25 protein-coding genes are annotated in these 22,094 nt (G+C 61.4%); 9 read left to right on the top strand and 16 right to left on the bottom strand.

The genetic code is table 11. The features are described 5' to 3' along the window. Positions 1-22 precede the first annotated feature (22 nt). Positions 23-445 carry a 50S ribosomal protein L17 gene (gene rplQ / locus ACPYOJ_RS17300; protein WP_168829329.1) on the top strand — a complete coding sequence of 141 codons (423 nt, stop codon included), beginning with the start codon at positions 23-25 and terminating at the stop codon, positions 443-445. A 168-nt stretch (positions 446-613) separates the two neighbouring features. Further along, positions 614-1,114, top strand: a complete 501-nt coding sequence (locus ACPYOJ_RS17305) for a type III-B CRISPR module-associated protein Cmr5 (protein WP_481417340.1) — start codon at positions 614-616, stop codon at positions 1,112-1,114. Here ACPYOJ_RS17305 and msrQ read toward each other — a convergent pair. Then, positions 1,095-1,760, bottom strand: coding sequence for a protein-methionine-sulfoxide reductase heme-binding subunit MsrQ (msrQ, locus tag ACPYOJ_RS17310; RefSeq protein ID WP_481417341.1), 666 nt, complete (start codon positions 1,758-1,760; stop codon positions 1,095-1,097). The genes ACPYOJ_RS17305 and msrQ overlap by 20 nt on opposite strands. Continuing rightward, a complete protein-coding gene (msrP, locus tag ACPYOJ_RS17315) occupies positions 1,760-2,707 on the bottom strand; it encodes a protein-methionine-sulfoxide reductase catalytic subunit MsrP (RefSeq protein ID WP_481417342.1) in 948 nt (315 codons plus the stop codon). Before msrP ends, msrQ begins: the two co-directional genes overlap by 1 nt. Before the next feature lie 326 nt (positions 2,708-3,033). On the opposite strand from msrP, the gene ilvD reads away from it, so the two are divergent. Next, positions 3,034-4,872, top strand: a complete 1,839-nt coding sequence (gene ilvD / locus ACPYOJ_RS17320; RefSeq protein ID WP_481417343.1) for a dihydroxy-acid dehydratase — start codon at positions 3,034-3,036, stop codon at positions 4,870-4,872. A 49-nt stretch (positions 4,873-4,921) separates the two neighbouring features. Next, entirely contained in the window at positions 4,922-5,305 is a 384-nt protein-coding gene (locus ACPYOJ_RS17325) for a YybH family protein (protein WP_481417344.1), read from the top strand. Between the two features lie 30 nt (positions 5,306-5,335). On the opposite strand, the gene ACPYOJ_RS17330 is transcribed toward ACPYOJ_RS17325, so the two are convergent. Continuing rightward, positions 5,336-5,686, bottom strand: a complete 351-nt coding sequence (locus ACPYOJ_RS17330; RefSeq protein WP_481417345.1) for a lysozyme inhibitor LprI family protein — start codon at positions 5,684-5,686, stop codon at positions 5,336-5,338. Positions 5,687-5,721: 35 nt separating this feature from the next. Next, complete coding sequence (locus ACPYOJ_RS17335; protein ID WP_481417346.1) at positions 5,722-6,093, bottom strand: YkvA family protein; 372 nt, start codon at positions 6,091-6,093, stop codon at positions 5,722-5,724. 139 nt (positions 6,094-6,232) lie between these two features. Here ACPYOJ_RS17335 and ACPYOJ_RS17340 point away from each other — a divergent pair, with 139 nt between their 5' ends. Both ACPYOJ_RS17340 and ACPYOJ_RS17345 read left to right on the top strand, forming a co-directional pair. After that, positions 6,233-7,636, top strand: a complete 1,404-nt coding sequence (locus tag ACPYOJ_RS17340; RefSeq protein ID WP_481417347.1) for a DegQ family serine endoprotease — start codon at positions 6,233-6,235, stop codon at positions 7,634-7,636. Then, on the top strand, positions 7,633-8,949 hold the full coding sequence (locus ACPYOJ_RS17345) for a replication-associated recombination protein A (RefSeq protein WP_481417348.1): 1,317 nt from the start codon (positions 7,633-7,635) through the stop codon (positions 8,947-8,949). The genes ACPYOJ_RS17340 and ACPYOJ_RS17345 overlap by 4 nt, the downstream gene beginning before the upstream one ends. A gap of 10 nt (positions 8,950-8,959) precedes the next feature. Here ACPYOJ_RS17345 and ACPYOJ_RS17350 read toward each other — a convergent pair whose 3' ends face one another. From ACPYOJ_RS17350 to ACPYOJ_RS17375, 6 genes are all read right to left on the bottom strand, one after another. Next, entirely contained in the window at positions 8,960-9,262 is a 303-nt protein-coding gene (locus tag ACPYOJ_RS17350) for a DUF1883 domain-containing protein (RefSeq protein ID WP_481417349.1), read from the bottom strand. Positions 9,263-9,388: 126 nt separating this feature from the next. Then, positions 9,389-9,652, bottom strand: coding sequence for a hypothetical protein (locus tag ACPYOJ_RS17355; protein ID WP_168829338.1), 264 nt, complete (start codon positions 9,650-9,652; stop codon positions 9,389-9,391). A 113-nt stretch (positions 9,653-9,765) separates the two neighbouring features. Further along, positions 9,766-10,689, bottom strand: a complete 924-nt coding sequence (gene dapA / locus ACPYOJ_RS17360; protein WP_481417350.1) for a 4-hydroxy-tetrahydrodipicolinate synthase — start codon at positions 10,687-10,689, stop codon at positions 9,766-9,768. Next, positions 10,686-10,853, bottom strand: coding sequence for a hypothetical protein (locus tag ACPYOJ_RS17365; protein ID WP_481417351.1), 168 nt, complete (start codon positions 10,851-10,853; stop codon positions 10,686-10,688). The genes dapA and ACPYOJ_RS17365 overlap by 4 nt, the downstream gene beginning before the upstream one ends. Before the next feature lie 85 nt (positions 10,854-10,938). Beyond that, positions 10,939-11,952 (bottom strand): ketopantoate reductase family protein, encoded by a 1,014-nt coding sequence (locus ACPYOJ_RS17370; protein ID WP_481417352.1) that lies wholly within the window; start codon positions 11,950-11,952, stop codon positions 10,939-10,941. A gap of 99 nt (positions 11,953-12,051) precedes the next feature. Beyond that, positions 12,052-12,273: a hypothetical protein gene (locus ACPYOJ_RS17375; protein ID WP_481417353.1), complete on the bottom strand. Its 222-nt coding sequence runs from the start codon at positions 12,271-12,273 to the stop codon at positions 12,052-12,054. Positions 12,274-12,468: 195 nt separating this feature from the next. Between ACPYOJ_RS17375 and ftsZ the strand changes: the two genes are divergently transcribed. After that, positions 12,469-13,491 (top strand): cell division protein FtsZ, encoded by a 1,023-nt coding sequence (gene ftsZ / locus ACPYOJ_RS17380; protein WP_168829341.1) that lies wholly within the window; start codon positions 12,469-12,471, stop codon positions 13,489-13,491. 77 nt (positions 13,492-13,568) lie between these two features. Here ftsZ and ACPYOJ_RS17385 read toward each other — a convergent pair whose 3' ends face one another. Continuing rightward, positions 13,569-14,414, bottom strand: a complete 846-nt coding sequence (locus ACPYOJ_RS17385; protein WP_481417354.1) for an oxidoreductase — start codon at positions 14,412-14,414, stop codon at positions 13,569-13,571. Between the two features lie 129 nt (positions 14,415-14,543). On the opposite strand from ACPYOJ_RS17385, the gene ACPYOJ_RS17390 reads away from it, so the two are divergent. Further along, positions 14,544-15,431, top strand: a complete 888-nt coding sequence (locus tag ACPYOJ_RS17390; RefSeq protein WP_481417355.1) for a LysR family transcriptional regulator — start codon at positions 14,544-14,546, stop codon at positions 15,429-15,431. 48 nt (positions 15,432-15,479) lie between these two features. On the opposite strand, the gene ACPYOJ_RS17395 is transcribed toward ACPYOJ_RS17390, so the two are convergent. Then, positions 15,480-16,073, bottom strand: a complete 594-nt coding sequence (locus ACPYOJ_RS17395) for a carboxymuconolactone decarboxylase family protein (RefSeq protein ID WP_481417356.1) — start codon at positions 16,071-16,073, stop codon at positions 15,480-15,482. A gap of 174 nt (positions 16,074-16,247) precedes the next feature. On the opposite strand from ACPYOJ_RS17395, the gene ACPYOJ_RS17400 reads away from it, so the two are divergent. Next, the gene (locus tag ACPYOJ_RS17400; protein ID WP_481417357.1) at positions 16,248-18,029 is read left to right on the top strand and encodes an adenylate/guanylate cyclase domain-containing protein; all 1,782 of its coding nucleotides are present in this window, start codon (positions 16,248-16,250) and stop codon (positions 18,027-18,029) included. A gap of 75 nt (positions 18,030-18,104) precedes the next feature. On the opposite strand, the gene ACPYOJ_RS17405 is transcribed toward ACPYOJ_RS17400, so the two are convergent. The 4 genes from ACPYOJ_RS17405 to dhaL form a co-directional block, all read right to left on the bottom strand. Further along, positions 18,105-18,371 carry a hypothetical protein gene (locus tag ACPYOJ_RS17405; protein WP_168829346.1) on the bottom strand — a complete coding sequence of 89 codons (267 nt, stop codon included), beginning with the start codon at positions 18,369-18,371 and terminating at the stop codon, positions 18,105-18,107. A 311-nt stretch (positions 18,372-18,682) separates the two neighbouring features. Next, positions 18,683-20,011, bottom strand: coding sequence for an MFS transporter (locus tag ACPYOJ_RS17410; RefSeq protein ID WP_481417370.1), 1,329 nt, complete (start codon positions 20,009-20,011; stop codon positions 18,683-18,685). A gap of 180 nt (positions 20,012-20,191) precedes the next feature. After that, positions 20,192-21,286, bottom strand: coding sequence for an extracellular catalytic domain type 1 short-chain-length polyhydroxyalkanoate depolymerase (locus ACPYOJ_RS17415; protein WP_481417358.1), 1,095 nt, complete (start codon positions 21,284-21,286; stop codon positions 20,192-20,194). A 166-nt stretch (positions 21,287-21,452) separates the two neighbouring features. Further along, positions 21,453-22,094, bottom strand: a complete 642-nt coding sequence (gene dhaL, locus ACPYOJ_RS17420; RefSeq protein WP_481417359.1) for a dihydroxyacetone kinase subunit DhaL — start codon at positions 22,092-22,094, stop codon at positions 21,453-21,455.

Below are 22,094 nucleotides of genomic sequence, written 5' to 3' on the forward strand. Positions count from 1 at the left end.
CTGCAAGTGAAGGAGAATAGCCATGCGCCACGGTAAAGCCGGCCGCAAGCTGAATAGAACCGCAAGCCACCGCAAGGCGATGTTCGCCAACATGGCGGCTTCGCTCATCACCCATGAGCAGATCGTGACGACCCTGCCGAAGGCAAAGGAAATCCGTCCGATCGTTGAGAAGCTCGTCACCCTCGGCAAGCGCGGCGACCTGCACGCTCGCCGCCAGGCGATCTCGCAGATCAAGGACGCCGCAGTCGTTTCGAAGCTTTTCGACACGATCGCTTCGCGTTACGCAACCCGCAACGGCGGCTACCTGCGTATCATGAAGGCCGGCTTCCGCCAGGGCGACAACGCCGCTCTCGCCGTCATCGAATTCGTTGACCGCGACACCTACGCGAAGGGCGCAGCCGACAAGGCCCGCGTCGCCGCCGAAGAGCAGGCCGCAGCCGCTTAATCAATCATCCGGTTCGCCGGAAGCAAAACAGCCGGGCTGCAAAGCCCGGCTGTTTTTGTTTGTGAAAGATGCTAGCGCCGCCCTAAAACTTGCGTTGCATATATTATTTTCTACAGCTGTAACTGGTATAACGTTGTGATTATAGCTAGGTCATAATTGGGTGCGCGTATGCAAGAGACTGAAAAGGAATTTGATCTTCGAATTAAGACAGCCGAGAGGGCACATGACTTTGCGCGTAAAGGAGCAGAAGCGCATAACGGTCAGGTTCAAGCATTCGCTTTGGCAGCAATGAAAGCGCCTGCATTTGTTTCTGCTGGCGGACTAGCTGCTGCTCTCGCCTTCTACAGCGCAAATCATCAATTGATTTCCGCCAGCGCTGGAGCAAATCAGCAGTTTTCCAACGTACTGACATGGCTCTTAGCGGCGTTGCTTCTCACGGTTGTCGCCCCGGGGTTGGCGTATTTCAGTCAGTTGGCTTATTTCGACGCGAACTCCAATTTCACGCATCACTATGAGAGCCCATACGTCCGCCACACAAAGCGAAGCAAGATCGCTAATGCCATCGGCGACATTTGCCGCTGGACAGCAGTTATCTTCATTGTTTGCTCGATCGGATGTGCGGCGCTTGGCGGCGTTTCGCTCCTGCGGCTTATATCCGTACTGGTTTAGCTTCCGTCCGGCCGCGCGTGCGCCCCTGACTTTGTTTCTTCTTACTGCGCGCGATCGGCCGGTAGGACCGATAGAGGATCATGAGGATCAGCAGGACGATATAGATCGATTGCTCGAGGCCGAAGACCTTGGTGGACAGCGAAAAGTGCAGCGCGCCGCAGGCTGCCACGATGTAGACGAGGCGGTGCAGCCTGATCCAGTTCTGGCCGAGGCGGCGAATCGAGAAATTGTTGGACGTCACCGCAAGCGGGACCAGAAGTGCCAGGCCGCCCATGCCGAACATGATGAAGGGTCGCTTCGCGACGTCATCGATGACGGCTTGAATGACCAATGCCTGATCCAGCACCATGTAGACCGTGAAATGCATCAGCGCGTAGTAAAAGGTGAGCAGCCCAAGAGCGCGCCGATAGCGGAGATAATTCCAGCCGAAGAGATCGCGCGCGGGCGAGACGGCGAGCGTCAGGATCAGGAAGCGAATCGTCCAGAGCCCGAGGAAGAGCTCGAAGGTCTTCACCGGATCGGCTCCGAGCTGATCCGTCGCGCCGAGATAGAAGGTCCAGACTGCCGGGATCAAGCCCACCGCGTAGAGCGCCCAAACGGAAGCAGGCTGCCAGCGTTTCGGAAGCGCGAGCGAAAGTCCGGCCATCAGAAATTCGCCCTCAGATCCATGCCGGCATAGAGGCTCGCCACTTCGTCGGCATAGCCGTTGAAGGGCAGCGTCGGGTGACGGCTTGCGCCGAAAAATCCGCTCTCGCCGATCCGCCGCTCGGTCGCCTGGCTCCAGCGCGGATGGTCGACCGCGGGGTTCACATTGGCGTAGAAGCCGTATTCCTGCGAGTTGGTAACCTGCCAGGTATTCTTCGGCTCCTTGTCGGTGAGCGTGATGCGCACGATCGACTTGATTCCCTTGAAGCCATATTTCCACGGCACGACGAGGCGGATCGGCGCCCCGTTCTGATTGGGCAGGGTCTCGCCGTAGAGGCCGACGGCCAGCAGTGTCAGCGGGTGGCGGGCTTCGTCAAGGCGCAGGCCCTCGACATAGGGCCAATCCAGCGACTGGAATATCCCTTTCTGCCCCGGCATTTCGTCCGGCCGGACAACCGTTTCGAAGGCGACGTATTTGGCGCTTCCCAGCGGCTCGACCTTGTCGAGCAGCGCCGCAAGCGGGAAGCCGTCCCATGGAATCACCATCGACCAGGCCTCGACGCAGCGCATCCGGTAGGTACGACTTTCGATCGGGAACTCCTTCATCAGGGCTTCGATGTCGAAGGTCCCCGGCTTGCTGACCATACCGTCGACCTTGACCGTCCATGGCAGGGGCTTGAAATCACCGGAAAGGGCTGACGGGTCCCCCTTGTCGAGACCGAATTCATAGAAATTGTTATAGGTCGTGATGTCCTTCAGCGGCGTCGCCTTCTCATCGACCTTGTACTTGCTCTCGACGGCGGAAAGCGCCGCAGCGCTCGCCTGTCCGGCGCCGTAGAGCGCCATGGCGCCAAGCGTTGCTGCTCCGAGGAATTCGCGACGGCGCAGATAAATCTGGCGCGGTGTGATCTCCGAAGATGGGATCTTAGGCGGACGGTAGGCTGGCATTTCGAAATCCTCCTGGGCGGGGGCGGCCCGATATCTTAATAAACGCATCAGCAGCGTTTCAGACTAATGTGTAGGCCTTGAAGATCACTTTCGTGAAGCCAATTTTTTGTGTTTGGTTGTGATGGAATAGCCTGTAACAAAAGGCTGCGCTTCATCGTATATGCTCGATGGCGCAAATGAGTGGCGTACCGGATTTGCCCCTGCCGGTAGTGACAGCCCCGGCCGATTGGAATAGGACAGTTCCAAAAAGCAGCGATCGCCCGGTTCCGCAAGCCTTTTGCCGCCCGCATCGCTCGCATTATTCCGCTAGATCGAGGAAGACGCCGATGCCCGCATATCGTTCCAGAACCACGACCCACGGCCGCAACATGGCGGGCGCGCGCGGCCTTTGGCGCGCGACGGGCATGAAGGATTCGGATTTCGGCAAGCCGATCATCGCGGTGGTGAACTCCTTCACGCAGTTCGTGCCGGGACACGTGCACCTCAAGGATCTCGGCCAGCTCGTCGCCCGCGAGATCGAAGCGGCTGGCGGCGTCGCCAAGGAGTTCAACACGATCGCCGTCGACGACGGTATCGCCATGGGCCATGACGGCATGCTCTATTCGCTGCCGTCGCGCGAACTGATCGCCGACAGCGTCGAATACATGGTCAACGCCCATTGCGCCGATGCCATGGTCTGCATTTCCAATTGCGACAAGATCACCCCCGGCATGCTGATGGCATCGCTGCGTCTCAACATTCCGACCGTCTTCGTTTCCGGTGGTCCGATGGAAGCCGGCAAGGTCGTGCTGCAGGGCAAGAAGGTGGCGCTCGATCTCGTCGATGCCATGGTCGCCGCGGCCGACGACAAGATCAGCGACGAGGATGTCCAGATCATCGAACGCTCGGCCTGTCCGACCTGCGGCTCGTGCTCCGGCATGTTCACCGCCAACTCCATGAACTGCCTGACCGAGGCGCTCGGCCTGTCGCTGCCCGGCAACGGCTCCACGCTCGCAACCCATGCGGACCGTAAGCGCCTCTTTGTCGAAGCCGGTCATCTCATTGTCGATCTCGCCCGCCGTTATTACGAGCAGGAGGATGACAAGGTCCTGCCGCGCAATGTCGCTTCCAAGCAGGCCTTCGAAAACGCGATGACGCTCGATATCGCCATGGGCGGCTCCACCAATACCGTGCTGCACATCCTTGCGGCCGCTCATGAAGGCGAGATCGATTTCACGATGGATGATATCGACGCGCTGTCGCGCCGTGTGCCGTGCCTTTCCAAGGTCGCCCCGGCCAAGAGCGACGTTCACATGGAAGACGTTCATCGCGCCGGCGGCATCATGTCGATCCTTGGCGAACTTGATAAAGGCGGGCTTCTGAACCGCGATTGCCCGACCGTTCATACCGAAACGCTGGGCGATGCCATCGACCGCTGGGATATCACCCGCACCAACAGCGAGACGGTCCGCGACTTCTATCGCGCTGCACCCGGCGGCGTGCCGACGCAGGTCGCCTTCAGCCAGAGCGCCCGCTGGGAAGAGCTCGATACCGACCGCGAAAACGGTGTCATCCGCTCGGTCGAACATCCGTTCTCGAAGGATGGCGGCCTGGCCGTGCTCAGAGGCAACCTCGCGCTCGACGGCTGCATCGTCAAGACGGCGGGCGTCGATGAATCGATCCTGAAATTCTCCGGCCCGGCCAAGGTCTTCGAAAGCCAGGACTCGGCCGTGAAGGGCATTCTCAGCAACGAGGTGGTGGCAGGCGACGTCGTCGTCATCCGCTACGAAGGCCCGAAGGGCGGCCCCGGCATGCAGGAAATGCTCTATCCGACCAGCTATCTGAAATCCAAGGGCCTCGGCAAGGCCTGCGCGCTGATCACCGACGGCCGCTTCTCGGGCGGTACGTCGGGCCTCTCGATCGGCCACGTTTCGCCGGAAGCGGCAAACGGCGGCACGATTGGCCTCGTGCGCCCGGGCGATATGATCGATATCGACATCCCCAACCGCACGATCAGCCTGCGCATCAGCGACGCCGAACTTGCGACCCGCCGTGCCGAGCAGGAGGAGAAGGGCTGGCATCCGGCCGAGCATCGCAAGCGCAATGTCACGACAGCGCTCAAGGCCTACGCGGCCTTCGCGACGAGCGCGGACCGCGGCGCGGTGCGCGACCTCGGCGGGCGTTGAGCGGATCGCCGATGCGCCGGCTGCCGCTCGGGACAACGGGAGGCAAATGATGTCTGATGACGAAGCCGCCATACGGGATGTGTTGGAAAGGTGGTTCGCCGCGAGCAAGCGCGGCGACACGGCCACGGTTCTCAGCCTGATGACCGATGACGTCGTGTTTATGGTGCCCGGCCGCAAGCCTTTCGGCCGAGAGGAGTTCGCGGCGTCGGCGGCACAAATGAGCGATGTCAAACTCGACGGTAGAAGCACGATCGAGGAGCTGAACGTGCTTGGCGACTGGGCCTATATGCGCAGCTTCATTGAGCTGACCATAACGTCACCTAGCGGACCGACGGTGCAGCGATCCGGTTATACGCTGACGATCTTCCGCAAGACCGATGACGGGCGATGGCTGCTCGCCCGAGACGCCAACCTAATGACCGCCGGCAATTGACCCGATGCGTTGAAGTGGCTTCCGGTCAGATCAAAGCGGCCGGTTGATGTTCTTGTAGGTCTCGCCGAATTGCTTCATCCGCTCGTCATAGGCGGCCTTGATGCAGGCGGCGTCCGCCTCGCATTCCTCGCGCTTCTTGAGCCACGCTGTCTGTTCGTCCTGTAGGGTGCCTCGCGCGCCCATGGCCAACAGGCCCGAAAGCAGATCGAAGGTCGTTGCCATCCTGACGTCGGCGTCGTTCAGCGCCCGGTTCGCGCAGATGACCTTTTCGTCAGGCTTCAGTTCCTTCGCGTCGCAATCGAAGCTGGCGGCCCAACCGGTCCCGGCGTTCCAGCCCGACAGAGAGAAAACAAGTATGGCGAAGGCGAGGGGAGGTCTCATCAAGTTTTCCTGTTTCGCAAGGCAGGGGCGGCACCTCAAAGGAACGCCTGCGCCAGAAAGATGATGCAGCAGGCCCAGACGGCAAGGATGAAAACGAGCCCTGTGCGGCTTGTCGGGCGGCTGGCGCGCGATGCGGCCTCTGCCCGGAGTTCGGCCATGACCTGCCGCGGGACGAGCTTGACGGCAAGCAGAATGCCGAGCGGCACGATGATGAGATCGTCGAGATAGCCGAGGACGGGGATGAAATCGGGGATCAGGTCGACGGGCGAAAGCGCATAGGCCGCCACTGCGCCGGCCATCACCTTGGCGTACCAAGGAACGCGCCGATCGCGGGCGGCGAGCCACAAAGCGACGATGTCACGCTTCAGTGACTTCGCCCATATTTTAGCTTTCGATATCAGCTCCATGCCGTGCTTTCCTGATTCAACGTTGCAGGTCCCTCAAGTGCTTTCAAGGCCGCCTCATTCTTCCATCCTTCCGCCCTCTTTCCTTTCTAGCGTCCGGCGCTACAACACATTCTCAATACCAATTTCAGAAGGGATTCCAATGCAAGGCCTGTTGAAACCCGCTTTCATTTCGCTCGTTGCGCTGGTCGTCGCTTTGCCGCTCGGCGCATACGCGCAAGACGCCAGGGCGGTGCCGCAGAGCCGGACGGAAATGCAGCTTTCCTTTGCGCCACTCGTTAAGCAGACGGCAGGGGCGGTGGTGAATGTCTACGCGGAAAAGACGGTGCAGCGTCAGTCCCCCTTTGCGGGCGATCCGTTCTTTGAACAGTTCTTTGGCCAGCAGATGCCGAACCGCACGGAGAAGCAATCCTCGCTGGGCTCCGGCGTCATCGTCGAGGCCAACGGCACGGTGGTGACGAACAACCACGTCATCGAGGGTGCGGACGATATCAAGGTGGCGCTGTCGGACGGGCGCGAGTTCCCGTGCAAGGTCATCCTGCGTGATGACCGGGTCGATCTGGCGGTGCTGAAGATCGAGACGAAGGCGAATTTCCCCACGCTTGCAATCGGCAATTCCGATGCCGTCGAGGTTGGCGACCTGGTGCTTGCGATCGGCAACCCCTTCGGTGTCGGCCAGACGGTGACATCAGGCATCGTTTCCGCGCTTGCGCGCAATCAGGTTGTCAAGAACGAGTTCGGCTTCTTCATCCAGACAGACGCCTCCATCAACCCAGGCAATTCGGGCGGCGCGCTGATGAACATGAAAGGCGAACTGATCGGCATCAATACCGCGATCTTTTCGCGCGGCGGCGGGTCGAACGGTATCGGCTTCGCGATCCCCGCCAATCTCGTGAAGGTGTTCCTGACATCGGCCGATGCGGGTGCGAAGTCGTTCGAGCGTCCTTATGTCGGCGCCACGTTCGATGCGGTGACCTCCGAAGTTGCGGAGGCCCTCGGTCTCGACAAGGCCCGCGGCGCGCTGGTCGTCAAGGTGACAGAGGGCGGGCCTGCCGCCAAGGCCGGCATCAAGGCAGGCGAGATCATAACCGCGGTGAACGGCATTCCGGTCGAACACCCGGACGCGCTCCTCTATCGCCTGACGACCGCCGGGCTGGGAAGCGCTGTCAATCTGAGCGTGGTCGAGAACGGCGGCGAACAGCAGCTCCCACTGACGCTTGAGCGGGCGCCGGAAACCTCGCCGCGCGATCAGCGGACGATCGGCGGGCGCACGCCCTTCACCGGCGCGGTCGTCGAGAACCTTTCGCCGAGGGTAGCCGACGAACTGCGCATGCCGACCGAATCGACCGGCGTCGTCATCGCGGAAGTGAAGGATGGCTCGCCCGCCGGCCGCCTGGGTTTCGAACCGAAGGATATCATCGTTTCGATCAACGGCTCGCCAGTGCAGACGACGCAGGTGCTGGAACAAATGGCTGACGCCGATCCAGGCTTCTGGCGGGTCGAGATTGAGCGTGACGGCCAGCGGATACGGCAGTTTTTCCGATGAGCAACGATCTCTTCGCACCGCGTATTCCTGAAGAGGTGGCCAACAGGCGGCCTCTCGCCGATCGGCTTCGGCCGCAGTCGCTCGCCGAGGTCACTGGCCAGGAACATCTGACGGGCGAAGATGGCGTGCTGCGCCGGATGATCGAGAGCGGTTCGCTCGGCTCCATGATCTTCTGGGGTCCGCCGGGCACCGGCAAGACGACGGTTGCCCGGCTGCTTTCCGGCGAAGCGGGTCTCGCCTTCGAACAGATCTCGGCAATCTTCTCCGGTGTCGCCGACCTCAAGAAGGTGTTCGAATCGGCGCGCCTGCGCCGTATGGACGGCCGCCAGACGCTGCTTTTCGTCGACGAGATCCACCGCTTCAACCGCGCCCAGCAGGACAGTTTTCTGCCGGTCATGGAAGACGGCACCGTCATCCTCGTGGGTGCAACGACCGAGAATCCGTCATTCGAGCTCAACGCCGCTCTTCTTTCCCGCGCCCGCGTCCTGACCTTCAAACCGCTCGATGAAGAAAGCATGGAAGTGCTGTTGAAGCGCGCCGAGACGATCGAGCACAAAGCCCTGCCATTGGCGGATGATGCGCGGGCGAGCCTCCTGCGCATGGCAGATGGCGATGGCCGCGCCGTGCTGACGCTTGCCGAAGAGGTCTGGCGGGCCGCCCGTCACGGCGAGACCTTTGACACGGAGGCTCTGACGCGCATCGTGCAGCGCCGCGCGCCGGTCTATGACAAGGCGCAGGACGGCCATTACAATCTGATATCGGCATTGCATAAGTCGGTGCGCGGCTCCGATCCGGATGCGGCACTCTATTATCTCGCCCGCATGTTCGACGCCGGCGAGGATCCGCTCTATCTCGGGCGGCGGCTGGTGCGCATGGCGGTGGAGGATATCGGCCTTGCCGATCCGCAGGCGCTGGTGATCTGCAATGCGGCCAAGGACGCCTATGACTACCTCGGGTCACCGGAGGGTGAATTGGCGCTGGCGGAGGCTTGCGTCTATCTGGCGACCGCCCCGAAATCCAATGCCGTCTATACGGCGTTCAAGGCCGCGACGCAGGCTGCCAAGCAGTACGGCTCGCTGCTGCCGCCGAAGCACATCCTGAACGCACCGACCAAGCTGATGAAGGGCGAAGGCTACGGCGAAGGCTATCGCTACGACCATGACGAGCCGGACGCCTTTTCGGGGCAGGACTATTTTCCGGAGAAGATGGGCCGGCAGACCTTTTACGATCCTCCGGAGCGCGGCTTCGAGCGGGATATCCGCAAGCGCCTGGAATACTGGGCGAAGCTGAGAAAAGAGCGCAGTCCACGTTAATCGCCGCTCTCTAGGCCCGCTTCTGGCCGGCCGATCCGCCGATCATCTTCACCGAGGATTCGGCAAGGCCGTGATGGCCTTCCATATCGACGACCAGATGCCAATGACCGCTGTCCGGGATGGTTAGCCTGACGGGCGATTTCTTGGCGACGCCTCCGACGTATTTGAAGTCAAGTACCTCGGTAAAGCGCTGATAGTTCGGCGCTGTCATCAGCCGTACATTGTTGACCGCGCTCAGCGTCACCTCGATGACGGTTCCGGCGCGCTGCTCCTTGAGGTCAAAGTGGGTAAAGCGAAAGTTCGGTTTCGGCATCGGTCTCGGTAGCGGAGTGTCTGGACCATCGATCTTAACGGATGCCGGTTAAGGAAGAGTTGGCTACGAGAGATCGTAACGCGTCAGGTGCTCCCGCTGTGGGATAGCAGGAGCACCGTAAATCAATCAATGCATTCGGGGTTCTGGTGTGCTGAGCAGCGCAGAGTCTGGCACGAGGCCGTCCGCGCGGCAGATATCGGCCGGGTTGTGATTGCACTCAGCCGCAGCAAAATGAAGGGCGGCGGACTCATTGATGAAGAGACCGCCGACCAGCCCGTCGCGGTCTGCGACGATCCACTGACCGCGCCTGTTTCTGCCAATCGTGAAGCGGGCAGGCGCGGTGTTGCGTTGGAGTGGATCGGCGGACGCGCCGGAAGAAAGACGTGACATCGATTTTTCCTTTCGAGGTTTTCAACGTGCCGGCGATTCCTGCCGGCGAAGTCACGGTGCTGAAGTTAAGGTCTGCCCGGTAAGCGTTCCATGCGGCACTATCGGCAGAAATATCAAAATCTCATAGGGATAGCGGTGGCCGCTTGCCGCCCGAGAAAGGGCTCGAGAGCGGCCGTGATGGCAGCCTCCGTTTCGCGATCTGCTCGTACGAGCGGCAGCCGCATCTCGTCATCGACACCGCGCAGGAGACGGAGCGCCAGCTTTATGCAAACGGGATCCCGGTCGGCTCCCACCACCTTGAGGAGCGGCATCAGGCGATCGAGGATCGCGAGCGCTCCCGCGAGGTTTCCGCCCTGCGCGGACTGCTGCATGGAGGAGAACAGGCGCGGAAGGATATTCGCTCCCGGTGAGATCAGCCCGTCGCCGCCCTGAGCGGCGAAGGCGGATGCCGTCAGGTCGTTGCCGGTGAACCAGCGGAAACGTGCAAGATGGGCAGTCGGGATTGCCGCCAAGCGGCGGACATCGCCTGCTGCGTCGCAAATGCCGTGGATCGGGGGAATATCCGCCAACTTCTCCAGCACAACCTCCGAAAGATCGCTCGCCGTGCGCGTCGGGTCGGTTTCGACGATCAACGGCAGCGGCGACGCGCGGCCGAGCTGTTCGAAGTGATGCACGATGCCCTTCGGCCCCGGCTTCGAATAGTAGGGCACCGTCACCAGGGCAGCCGATGCGCCGAGATCAGCGGCTCTCTGCGTGAACTCGATCGTGGCCGCGGTACAGTTCGTGCCGGTGGCCGCGATCACCGGTATGCGGCCCGCGGCGGCCTGAACGGCCGTCGAAACGACGATGTTGCGTTCGTCCGGTGCAAGGGCCGGGCCTTCACCGGTAACGGTGCAGACCGCGATGCCGGCAATGCCGTTGGCAATCTGCCATTCGACAAGTGCGCGCAGCAGTTCCCGGTCGACGGCACCGTTACGGAAGGGGGTGATCATCGCGGCGATCGCGCCGCGAACTCGAAGCGCATTCGGGTGTGTCACGAAAGATGCCAGATATTGCCGAAGACGATGCAGAGCTCGACGCAGGCGAGCACGATTCCGAAGACCATCAGGATCTGCGCCGTGCGCCGTTCGCGCATTTGGCGCACCGCAGTCTTGCGGCGCGTCGGCATAAAGGGGTGAGGCGGAAACATGATACGTCGCATGGCATTACCTCTGCATGGATGGCAAAGGCTACTGCCGCTGCGGATAGGAAATCCATTCGCGCTCAAGGCTGAGAATATAGGAATATCATAAAGACGCGTGAGGTCGACGGTTCTCGCGATCCAGCTGGGAGACTAGCGCGAAAACCGTCTCGGAGACCGGTGTCGGCACCGAGCCGAGCCGCCCCAGCACAACGACCATGCCGGTGAGCGGCACGATTTCGAGAGACTTTCCGGCCAGCAGATCCTGAAGCATCGAGGTGCGCACCGGGCCGATGTCCCGAGATTGTTCGAGCCGCTGTTCGACGGTGCTACCGAAACGGGCGCCGAGCGCGGTGCCGACGGCGCGCACTTCGTTCATCACCTTGCCGACGGTATTGGAGAGCGCCGGATCGGCCATAATGTCGCGCATCAACGCCCGTGTCAGCGCGCTGATCGGATTGAAGGCGGCATTGCCGGTGAGCTTGTTCCAGATTTCGTCGCGGATGCGCGGGGTGGTCGTGACGCTGAGGCCCGCCCGGGAAAAGAGCGCAGCGATCGATTCCAGATCGGCGGTGGCTTCTCCGGACGGTTCACCGAGAACGAAGCGGCCATTGTTCGACAGCTTGATTTCGCCGGGATTGATCACTTCCGCGCCCTGATAGGCGACGCAGCCGATGACGCGGTCCGGACCGATCAGCCGCCAGAGGTGGCCGCCGGGATCGAGCTCCTCGAACTGCAGTCCGGCATGCGGGCTTTGTGTATCGCCATGGAAGTACCACCAGGGAATGCCGTTGAGGATCATCACGACTCGCGTGCCTTGCTTCAGCAGTTTGGCGATACCTTCGGCGGCCGGGCCGAGCTGATGCCCCTTGAGACCGGTGACGATCAAGTCCTGCGGCGGAAGCGAGGATGGGTCTTCCGTCGCGACGATGCGCGCATTGACCGGCGTCTCGGATCCGGCCTCGAAAAGGTTGAGGCCTTTGTCCTTGATCGCATCGAGATGGGCGCCGCGCGCCACCACGGAAACCGTTGCGTCCGCGCCGAGGCCAGCCGCGAGCTTCACCGCTATGGCGCCGCCGAGCGCGCCGGCACCATAGATGCAGATGGTCTTGAAGGTCATGCAGGTAGGCTCCACGATAATTGCTTTCGCGGTAGACTTAAGCCCTCCGGCCGGGATGGCGAGTGAATTTTCGGTTACCGGCCCGATTTGGTTCGGAGATCAATGAGACGTGGCGCCGCCGGTCAAAAGCTCGTTGCGGCGCAGTTCATCGATTGCGGCGACGGCGTCTTCGGGAGTCCATCCGGCGCGGACCGCTGCGGCGATCATCTGCACCTCGACCTCCTGCTCAAGAGCCAGAAACAGCGGCTCCAGGGCTTCCTGGGCCGTGAGGATATGCTCGCGTGGCGAGGCAATATGCTGGCGTGTGGCTGACAAAGCCATTTCGGCAGTTCTCCTCTTTTGATGGCACAAGAATAAAACAACCTTCGAAGCGGGAAAAGAGTTCCGGAGGGAATTTCATAAAGCGTCATCTTGTTCTTTCGCCCCGCCTCTGCCTTGTTGCGCGCTTAGCCTGATGCTCCGATTCGGTTTGCCGCACGAGGGGCGGGGACAAAGATGCCATCAAAGGAGAAGATGATGACGGACGCCAAGAGCGGGATTTCGGGATTGCGGCCGCGGATCACTGTGATCGGCGTAGGCGGCGGCGGCGGAAATGCGATCAACAACATGATCAACGAGAGTCTGGAAGGCGTGGATTTCATCGCCGCCAACACGGATGCCCAGGTGCTGGCGACATCCAAGGCGTCGCGCCGCATCCAGCTCGGCACGCATGTGACCGAGGGACTGGGTGCCGGGTCGCTGCCGGAAGTCGGACGTGCGGCGGCCGAAGAATCGATCGACGAGATCATGGATCACCTGGCAGGTTCGCATATGTGCTTCGTCACCGCCGGCATGGGCGGCGGCACGGGGACGGGCGCAGCACCCGTGATCGCGCATGCCGCGCGCTCCGCCGGCATCCTGACGGTGGGCGTCGTGACCAAGCCGTTCACCTTCGAGGGCAACCGGCGCATGAGGACGGCCGAGGTCGGCATCGAAGCGTTGCGGCAGGCAGCCGATACCGTCATCGTCATTCCGAACCAGAATCTTTTCCGCATCGCCGATGCAAAGACCACCTTTGCCGACGCCTTCATGACGGCAGACCGCGTGCTTTTTGCCGGTGTCGGTTGCATCACCGACCTGATCGTCAAGGAAGGCCTGATCAATCTCGACTTCGCCGACGTCAAGTCGGTAATGCGCGGCATGGGCCGGGCGATGATGGGAACGGGCGAGGCCGCCGGCGACGAGCGCGCCCTCAAGGCCGCGGAAGCCGCGATCGCCAATCCCTTGCTCGACGACATCTCGATGAAGGGCGCCAGGGGCGTGCTGATCTCGATCTCCGGCGGTTCGGACATGACGCTCTTCGAAGTGGACGAGGCCGCGAGCCGCATCCGCGACGAGGTACAGGATGATGCCGATATCGTGGTCGGTGCCATCTTCGACCGGAATCTCGACGGCATGTTCCGCGTGTCCGTGGTCGCAACAGGTCTCGACAGCGTGGTCGCGACCACAGGAATACCGGGCGTCGGCGCGCAGGAAATGGCCACGCGCACGCTGCAGTAAGGCTGCGGCAATCAAAACGGCATTGCGCTCCGCCTGGGGCTTTTCCGCAGGCGGAGCGATATCATGGGAGCCGCTGCTCAGGCAGTGGCTTCTTTCGCGAAGTCCGTCGAGACGGCGAGTTCGCGCCATTCGGCAAGTTCCTTGGCAACGCTGGCATTCTGTTCCTCGATCACCGCGACCGTATCGCTGCCGAAGGGCATGCGAAGCGGCGGGTTCGGCGCGTTCGCAAGAGTGATGATGCCGGCTGCGAGCTTTGCCGGGTCGCCGGGCTGGGCATGGTTCGCATCGCTGGCGAAATCGCGCATGTTGCCGGCCGGCGTTCCGACGTAATCCGGGATCGAGGCGGGGCTGACCGACAGCGAGTTGTCGGCCAGGAAGTCGGTGCGGAAGAAGCCTGGCTCGACGATCGTCACCTTGATCCCGAATGGCTCGAGTTCGGCGGCCAGCGATTCCGAGAGGCCCTCGACCGCGAACTTGGTCGATCCATAGACGCCCCAGCCGGGGTAGCCGAAATAGCCTCCGATCGAAGAGAAGTTGAGGATATGCCCCGAACGCTGGCGGCGCATATAGGGCAGGACCGCGCGGGTGATCTTCAGAAGGCCGAAGACATTGGTGGCGTAGAGCTTCTCGATCTCCTCGGCAGTGGCTTCCTCAACGGCGCCGAGGAGACCGTAACCGGCGTTGTTGGCGAGGGCGTCGATGCGCCCGAAGCGTTCGACGGCCTTGGCGGCGGCCTCCTTCGCTTGTCCCTCGTTGGTGACGTCAAGCGCGACGGCGAGAAGATTCGGATGGTCGCCGAACTGTTCGGTCACAGTCTTGGGGTTGCGAGCGGTTGCGACGACGGCGTCGCCGGCTGCAAGGGCTTCCTTGGTCATCAGCGCGCCGAAGCCGCGGGATGCACCAGTAATGAACCAGACTTTCATGACACGTTCCTTTCAACTCTCTGAGGTTGTTGACGTCCGCATCTCCCTGCTGACGAAGAGAATTTGACCGAAAACTCGCTGCTGTATAAGATTTGTTATTATCGAAACTATAATGAGCAAGATTCAGTAATGCGCGCCACCGATCTTTCCGAGCTTGCCGCCTTCGCCGCCGTCGCCCGGCACAGGAGTTTCCGGAAGGCGGGCGAGGAACGCGGCGTGACGGCTTCCGCCGTCAGCCATGCGGTCCTCAACCTTGAAGACCGGATAGGCATCCGGCTCTTGAACCGGACGACGCGCAGCGTCTCGCTGACCGAGGCGGGCGAACTTCTGAAATCGCATCTCGATCCGGCCTTCGGCGAGATCACCACGGCCCTCGATGCATTGAACCGGTTTCGCGACACACCCTTCGGCAAGGTTCGGATCAACGTGCCGAATTCGATCGCGCCTTTCGTGATCGGGCGGGTGATCGGGCCGTTGCTCGAAAAGAACCCGAACCTGCAGCTCGAAATCAGCGCTACCGACCGCCTGGTCGATATCGTCGAGGAAGGTTTCGACGGCGGCATAAGGTTCGGCGAGCGCGTGACCGAGGGCATGATCGCATTGCGCATCAAGCCGCAGTTGCGCCTTGTCGTCGTCGGCTCGCCCACCTATTTCGAGCGGCATCCGAAGCCGGTCACGCCCCACGATCTAAAGCGCCATCTCTGCATCCAGAACATGTTTCCCTCCGGCGCACGCTACCCATGGGATTTCGAGAAGGACGGGCAGGGGATCACATTCCACCCGACCGGGCCGCTCTCGCTCGACGACCACGAACTGATGACGCAGGCAGCGCTTGGCGGAGTAGCGCTCGCCTATGTCTGGGAAAACCGCGTGGAGAAGATGGTGGCAGCCGGCGATCTGATCCAGGTGCTCGACGACTGGTGCCAGCCGGAGGAGCCGCTTTACCTCTATTACCCCAGCCGCCGCCATATGTCGGCCGGCTTCCGTGCGCTGATCGAGACGTTGAAAGCGGAGTAGGATCAACGGCCCGGCGGGTGGTGAAGACCTGCGCGATCACAGCGTGGCTCAGGCAAGCCCGCTGACCGGGCGGCCGACGGTGAGCGCTCGGCGGAGGTTGGGGTCGAGCCGTTCGGCATAGACGTGGTCGGGTGCGGTTCCCAATGCATCCAGCATCTTCGAGAAGAAACAGCGGGCCGCCGCCGCCGCCGTGATATCGAAGATCTCCTCATCGGTGAGGTGGTGTTTCTTCAGTCCGTTGACGTCGTCCTGCGTCACGGAGGTGGCATCGCGCACGACCTTGGCGGCGAAGGCCATGACGGCGCGTTCGGCCGCGTCGATCGGTGCCTTCTCTGTCTCGTTTGCAACCGCCGCCAGCCCATCATTGGTGAACCCTTCGCGCAGCAGCACGGAGCCGTGCGCCAGCATGCAATAAGAGGATTTCAGTTCCTTCGCTGCCGCCAGCGTCACCAACTCATAGCGCCTGGGGGTCATATGTCCGCGGATGCTCGAAAGCAGCGCGCCCCAATGCTCCATCACCTCGGGCCTGTGCCCGAAGGCGCGGTACATGTTGGGAACGTAACCGTAATTCGCTTCGGCGGACGCGTACATCGACGCGGTCTTCTCGTTGACGGATGCATCGGGGGTCTGGATGAATGGCATGGCGTGGTCCTCCTCTTGATGGATAAAGGATAGGCGTGAAACGAACGACGGCAATCTGTTTGGGACGAATTCGGGTGGCCAATCAGCGGTAGCGCGCGCCATATATCCATGCCGCTTCAGACCTGATGTGATACACTCCGACCTGACGGCGACCTGACGATCCGAGACACAGTTATGAATCGTAAGCTGGCGACCATCCTCGTAGCCGATGTCGTGGGTTCGACGGCGGCGATGGAGCGCGACGAAGAGGCGACCGTCGCACGAATTCACGACTGCCTCAGAGTCGTCGAGGATGTCGTCGTGCGCCACGACGGCCGGGTGTTCGGAACGGCGGGCGACGCCATTCTGGCTGAATTTGGCAGCCCCGTGAACGCAATCAGGTCGGCTATCGAGGCACGCTACAGCGTGTCTGCCGTTCCGGGAGCCGCACCCGTCGACATGCGCTTCGGACTGCACATCGCCGATGTGGTGGTTGTCGGGAGCGATCTTCGGGGCGACGGTGTCAATATTGCAGCGAGGATCCAGGCCTCCGCCAATCCCGGCGCGATAGACGTGTCCGGAGCGCTCTATGATCAGGTCCATCGCGTGTCGCCTTGCAAGTTCGTGCACGCAGGTGACAGGACGCTCAAAGGTATCTCGGAGCCCATGCGGATCTATCGAGTCGACGCCGTGATGGATCGCCACGTATTTCAGGTCGCTCCGACCCGGCTGGATCCGAAGCCTGAAATGCCGGTACGCGCAAATTCGATCGCCGTTGCCCGGTTCACGGTGGCGCCGGGGGCGGATCAGGACCAGCTCTATCTGGCGGAAGGCATTACCGATGATCTGACGCTCGAGTTGAGCCGTCTCAAGGGCCTCTTCGTCAGCTCGCGATCCGCTTCCACGGCCCTGACCACGACCGATCCCCTGGAAATCGGCAAGCTTCTTGGCGTCCGCTACGTTGTCGGCGGCTCCATCCGGAAGTCCCTGACGAATAATTGCGTGAACATTTCGCTGACGGAGACGAGCGAAGGCCACGTGATCTGGAGCGAGTCGATTACCCGCCCGTTTCAGGAAATTCTGGATGTGATGGACGATGTGATTGCGCGGGTGGCGGCGACGGTGTCCGGGCGCGTGGAGCAGTCGGAACTCGTGGCGGCGAGGCTCAAGCGGCCGGAAAACATGAGCGCCTACGAGTATTATCTCAGGGGGCTGGATCACCACCGGCTTGTCGGCGTTTCCGACGATCACATTCGCAAGGCGATGAGCTGGTTCGAGAAATCCATGCAGGCAGATCCGGGCTTCGGCCGGTCCTTCGCCATGCATATCTGTTCATGGAGCAATCTGCCGGACTTCGACATGCTCATGGGCGAGAAGCAGGTGGCACATGCGCTGGAACTCGATCCGACCGATCCCGAAGCTCACAGGATCATGGGGTCGATCAAGATGAAAGTGGGCGACTTCACGACATCGCACTACCATCACCACAAGGCCTGCGAGCTTGCGCCCAATGATGCTTACATTATCGGCAGGAGCGCCGCACTCTTCGTCTTCTCGGGTGAACCCGGCAAAGCGCTTGAATTGCTCGACCGGGCGGAGGCTTTGGATCCCTTCCTGCCGGTCTGGATCACCGAGGAGCGGGTTGCGGCCCTCTATGTTCTTGAACGGTACGAGGAAATGTTCTGCGTCGCGCGTGCACTGCGCTTCCAAACCAGGCGGACATTCATTTACCAGATCGCGGCTCAGATGGCCGTCGGCAGAGTTGACGAAGCCCGGAAGCTTGTCGCTCAGGCCATGGCGCTCGATCCTCATCTGTCGATAGAGTACGTGCGAATCCAGGAAACCTATCAGGACGAAGGTGTGATCGACGCGTTGGTCGCAAGGGTTGGCGGCGCCGGTATTCCAATGTTTCCCGCCGCCTTGAGCGAAGCCCAAGTCGGCGTTGCCGAAGTTTTATCGGCGGCATCGAAACGTTGAGCGTCGCGGCTGATCGATGCCCACGGGTGGCTCGGCTTGACCAAATCAGCCACTAACTTCACCGATCGCCTGACGTCACACCCGGTTGTGAGCGATGCGGCGTTCGATGAGAGCCTGCAACGTTTTGGCTTGCTGCTCGCTCGCGACCCTGATCGCTTCGAGATTCTCGATGATATTCGCGAAGCCGATCACAATCGCGCCCGATACCAGGACGGGGAGGGCCATGGCGAGGAAGTAAAGCGAAAAGCCTTGGCTGTTTACCTGCGGGAGCGCCAGCAGCAGTGTGACAACCACAGGGCCGATCAACAGAATCCCACCTACAGCCTTGAGAAACTTGTGCATCCTGTCTGTTCCTTGTTCTCCTACTCTCTGGAGAGCATCTGCCCCTGGAGCTGTCACCGGCGCTCCAGAACACCGGCGCGACTATGGGCAATCTTAATTCGACGAATTTCGTCCATGCCAGCCCCTTAAGCGAAACGAGGCAAGTGGCTTCATAGCCCGCTCCTCCCGCATAAGAGGCAACCTCGATCTAAGTTCCGCGGGCGCGCGCCCTCGGCCAGCCTACGGTCAGAAAAGCCCTGCCGAAGCAGGGCAGTGTCGCAGTCGGAGAGAAAGCGTGTGGGGCATAGCCGCCCCGCACGCTGGCGAGCTTGCTATGGATGGGCTCTAGGCTCAAGCGGTTCCCAGATGCTTATTTGACGGGTCTCCGGCATCAGGAACAGGGCGAGTATGAAACAGACGGCAGGGACCGCGATCGGGTAGATCAGCGCGGAGCCGATGCTGCCGGTCGCCGCGAAGGCCGCCGAAGTGACGAACGGCACCAACCCACCGCCCCAGCCGTTGCCGATGTGATATGGCACGGATACCGACGTGTACCGGATCCTGCCGGGGAAGTATTCCGCCAGGAACGCCCCGACCGGCCCATAGACCATCCCGACATAGCAAACGAGGATGAAGATGATGAAGATCGCGACCGGATAGTTGATGGCGCCGGGCTGCGTGACTGTGCCCAGCCACAAATACAGCGGATAGTACGTGAGCGCGGCAAGCAGCATGCCTCCCAGGATCACAGGTTTGCGGCCGATATGATCGGATAGCCAGCCAAAGAAGATCAAGCTCGGCGTTGCGAGAAGCAGCGCGGCTCCGACGATGTAGGACGAGGTCAGCGCGTCCACCTTGGAGACCTGCTGCAGGAAGTACAACGCCCAGAACTGGCCGCTGTACCAGACCACGCCTTGCCCGATCAGCACGATGGTGGCGATGCCGACGTATTTCATGTTGGAGCTGAGGAACGCCTCCTTCCAGGGATTTCGGGTCATCTGGCCCCGCGCCTTGATGTCCTGGAAGATCGGTGTCTCCTGGAGCTGGAGCCGGATGTAGATTGCGATGGCTACCAGCAGGAAAGACACCAGGAACGGTACGCGCCACGCCCACCGGTCGAAAACTTCATTGCCGAAATAGGTGCGTGTCGCGATGATCACAGCCAGCGATACCACGATCCCGAGGGTGGGAGAGGTCTGAAGCCAGCCGGTATAGTAGCCGCGGCGCTCGTCCGGGACGTGTTCGGCGACGTAGGTAATGGCGCCGCCGTACTCGCCGCCCAGGCACAGGCCCTGAATCATCCGTAGGCCGAAGAGGATGAAGGCAGCGGCCAGACCGATCGACTGATAGGTCGGTATCAGGCCGATCGCGCCGGTGCCCAATCCCATTCCGCTGAGCGTGATGAGGAAGGTGTATTTGCGGCCGACCCGGTCGCCCATCCAGCCGAAGAGGAATGCCCCCAGCGGACGGATCAGGAAACCTGCGGTGAACAGCGCAATCGTGCTCAACAAAGCTGCGACGGGGTGGGATTGCTCAAAGAACTTGACCGACAGAACGGCCGCCAAGCTCCCGAAGATATAGAAGTCGTACCATTCGATGATGTTTCCGACCGACGCGGCAACGATCACGCGGCGGAAATCCCTGGGGACTTGAATAGCCATGGTTTTCTCCTCCCAGCTCAAGTCAATTCCCAAATGCCAACATTTTAACACGAAAATTGCTGGATCAAAACCGGAACGCGATTTCGCGATCTTCTGGCAAGGTGACGCCAGATCAACGACGTGCCGTGATTTCGAACGGTCCGCCGCTACTAGAAACGGGCGCGCAAAAAACCAACCGCGTCAGCGCATCAGCCCCGCTGAGCGCAGGGCTCTTTCGATCACCGCTTGAATGTTGCCCGCCCGATCTGGCTGTGGTTGGCTGGCTGCAAGCTCTGGACTGGCGGGTTTGGCATAATGAGGCCTTTCCCGCCGACGTTCAAACGATGGGGTCAGGCCCCACGAGCGCGCGATATGGAGGGTAGAGGAAATTCCTACGTCCAGCATGTATGGCGCCGCGTTTCCGTAGCCCGACGCGACGTCGAGCGGTGTCCCGTGGTCCATGCCCTCGACGACATAGAGCTCGATCGCGTCCCTGCCGGACTTATCTTGCCAGAAAAGCCTTTGGTACCCGTCGACTGTTTCGACCGATCTTGGAGAGGGTGGAACGCCGTGGACGCCACTCCATTGAGCGATGATGGCATGGGCGTTTGCCTCCACGACGGTCCTGTCGCGCGTACCATGCCAGACCGATATCGCCGGCCAGGGCCCACGATGCGGTGAGGCGCCGGACAGCCGTTTCCGCAACTCGTCCGCATTGGGAATGCCGTGTCCGCGCATGCGGTCGAAGGCCTCGGGTACGGAGGTAGCGGAGGCGTAGGGAAGACCGGCCATGACAGCCCCGCCGGCGAAGACCTCGGGATAGGCACAGAGCGCGGCATTCGCCATCGCACCACCCGCCGAGAGCCCTGTGACGTAGATCCGGCGACGGTCGATGCCGTGTTCGGCAATCATCGTCTCCACCATCTGACGGATCGAAAAGACCTCGCCTTGGCCCCGACGGACGTCTGTCAGGTTGAACCAGTTGAAGCACAGGTTGGGATTGTTGGCGTGCACCTGTTCGGGATAGAGGACCGCAAAGCCGAAGTCCTCGGCGAGCTTCGACCAGCCGGATGCGTGATCATATCCGGCGGCATTCTGAGTACACCCATGCAGGACCACGACCAATGCCGGCGGTTCGCTCAGGCCTTCCGGGACATGGTACCAAGCTTTCAACGCCCCGGGGTTTGCACCGAAGCGCTGGAGTCGAGACAGCTTCGATGGTGGTGCGAGGGTGTGGTTGCTCTTAGCTGTATGAAATCTTGCAAGCCGCTCGAGTGTATCGGAAAGGGAACGCATGTCGCCTCCTGGCCCTGTCGCCGGATGGCGATGACGGATACAACGCGGCAGATCGCCTTTGGTTGCTGCGGTGCACAATAATCTAATTCGACTGTCCTGTCGTTTAGAAATGACGTGTTCGTGCCAATTTCACGGGTCTCGCCAAGCGGACGACCATCCAGTGCCGCTAGCCCTCGAAATACTCGGCCATCGCGCCAATGAGCACGACAGCGGAGGCCGCGCCCGGATCCATGTGGCCGATCGATCGGTCGCCAAGCCGCGATGACCGGCCCTTAGTGGCGACCATCGCCTTGGTGTCCTCTGCGCCTTTCGCTGCGGCTTGCAAGGCAGCGCCAAGGCTTTCAGACCATCCCGCGCCAGCCACTCGCGCCGCCTGGCAGGCTTGAGCAGCCGGCATCCAGGCATCGATCATCGTTTTTTCGCCAAGCTCGGCCTTGCCGCGATCCTGGATCCCCTTCGCCATGGCGATGAAAGCTTCGACGACATCATCATCGGAGAGAACGCCTTTTCCCTTCACTGCAGCGCCGGCCCGCATGAAGGCGGTGGCGTAGAGCGGCCCCGAGGACGCGCCGACAGCGTTGAGAAAGGCCTTTGCTGCGGTATTGAAGACGATCGACGGTTCGCTCGTGCCCGCCTCCAAAGCGGCAACGGCCTTGGAGGCTGCCGAAAAGCCGAGTTCCATTGCGATACCATGATCGGCGTCTCCGATAACGCCATCGAGTTCGCAGAGCCGGTCTTTCTCCTTCGCCATGGCGTCCGCGATGGCCGTAAACATCCGCTGTAGCGTTTCGACGTTGATCTCGGTCAT

This window comes from Rhizobium sp. SVR5-9E, assembly GCF_056755095.1.

Coding starts and splice junctions, on each gene's coding strand:
- rplQ (WP_168829329.1), top strand. CDS start 23: ATGCGCCACGGTAAAGCCGGCCGCAAGCTGAATAGAACCGCAAGCCAC.
- ACPYOJ_RS17305 (WP_481417340.1), top strand. CDS start 614: ATGCAAGAGACTGAAAAGGAATTTGATCTTCGAATTAAGACAGCCGAG.
- msrQ (WP_481417341.1), bottom strand. CDS start 1,760: ATGGCCGGACTTTCGCTCGCGCTTCCGAAACGCTGGCAGCCTGCTTCC.
- msrP (WP_481417342.1), bottom strand. CDS start 2,707: ATGCCAGCCTACCGTCCGCCTAAGATCCCATCTTCGGAGATCACACCG.
- ilvD (WP_481417343.1), top strand. CDS start 3,034: ATGCCCGCATATCGTTCCAGAACCACGACCCACGGCCGCAACATGGCG.
- ACPYOJ_RS17325 (WP_481417344.1), top strand. CDS start 4,922: ATGTCTGATGACGAAGCCGCCATACGGGATGTGTTGGAAAGGTGGTTC.
- ACPYOJ_RS17330 (WP_481417345.1), bottom strand. CDS start 5,686: ATGAGACCTCCCCTCGCCTTCGCCATACTTGTTTTCTCTCTGTCGGGC.
- ACPYOJ_RS17335 (WP_481417346.1), bottom strand. CDS start 6,093: ATGGAGCTGATATCGAAAGCTAAAATATGGGCGAAGTCACTGAAGCGT.
- ACPYOJ_RS17340 (WP_481417347.1), top strand. CDS start 6,233: ATGCAAGGCCTGTTGAAACCCGCTTTCATTTCGCTCGTTGCGCTGGTC.
- ACPYOJ_RS17345 (WP_481417348.1), top strand. CDS start 7,633: ATGAGCAACGATCTCTTCGCACCGCGTATTCCTGAAGAGGTGGCCAAC.
- ACPYOJ_RS17350 (WP_481417349.1), bottom strand. CDS start 9,262: ATGCCGAAACCGAACTTTCGCTTTACCCACTTTGACCTCAAGGAGCAG.
- ACPYOJ_RS17355 (WP_168829338.1), bottom strand. CDS start 9,652: ATGTCACGTCTTTCTTCCGGCGCGTCCGCCGATCCACTCCAACGCAAC.
- ACPYOJ_RS17365 (WP_481417351.1), bottom strand. CDS start 10,853: ATGCGACGTATCATGTTTCCGCCTCACCCCTTTATGCCGACGCGCCGC.
- ACPYOJ_RS17370 (WP_481417352.1), bottom strand. CDS start 11,952: ATGACCTTCAAGACCATCTGCATCTATGGTGCCGGCGCGCTCGGCGGC.
- ACPYOJ_RS17375 (WP_481417353.1), bottom strand. CDS start 12,273: ATGGCTTTGTCAGCCACACGCCAGCATATTGCCTCGCCACGCGAGCAT.
- ftsZ (WP_168829341.1), top strand. CDS start 12,469: ATGACGGACGCCAAGAGCGGGATTTCGGGATTGCGGCCGCGGATCACT.
- ACPYOJ_RS17385 (WP_481417354.1), bottom strand. CDS start 14,414: ATGAAAGTCTGGTTCATTACTGGTGCATCCCGCGGCTTCGGCGCGCTG.
- ACPYOJ_RS17390 (WP_481417355.1), top strand. CDS start 14,544: ATGCGCGCCACCGATCTTTCCGAGCTTGCCGCCTTCGCCGCCGTCGCC.
- ACPYOJ_RS17395 (WP_481417356.1), bottom strand. CDS start 16,073: ATGCCATTCATCCAGACCCCCGATGCATCCGTCAACGAGAAGACCGCG.
- ACPYOJ_RS17400 (WP_481417357.1), top strand. CDS start 16,248: ATGAATCGTAAGCTGGCGACCATCCTCGTAGCCGATGTCGTGGGTTCG.
- ACPYOJ_RS17405 (WP_168829346.1), bottom strand. CDS start 18,371: ATGCACAAGTTTCTCAAGGCTGTAGGTGGGATTCTGTTGATCGGCCCT.
- ACPYOJ_RS17410 (WP_481417370.1), bottom strand. CDS start 20,011: ATGGCTATTCAAGTCCCCAGGGATTTCCGCCGCGTGATCGTTGCCGCG.
- ACPYOJ_RS17415 (WP_481417358.1), bottom strand. CDS start 21,286: ATGCGTTCCCTTTCCGATACACTCGAGCGGCTTGCAAGATTTCATACA.
- dhaL (WP_481417359.1), bottom strand. CDS start 22,094: ATGACCGAGATCAACGTCGAAACGCTACAGCGGATGTTTACGGCCATC.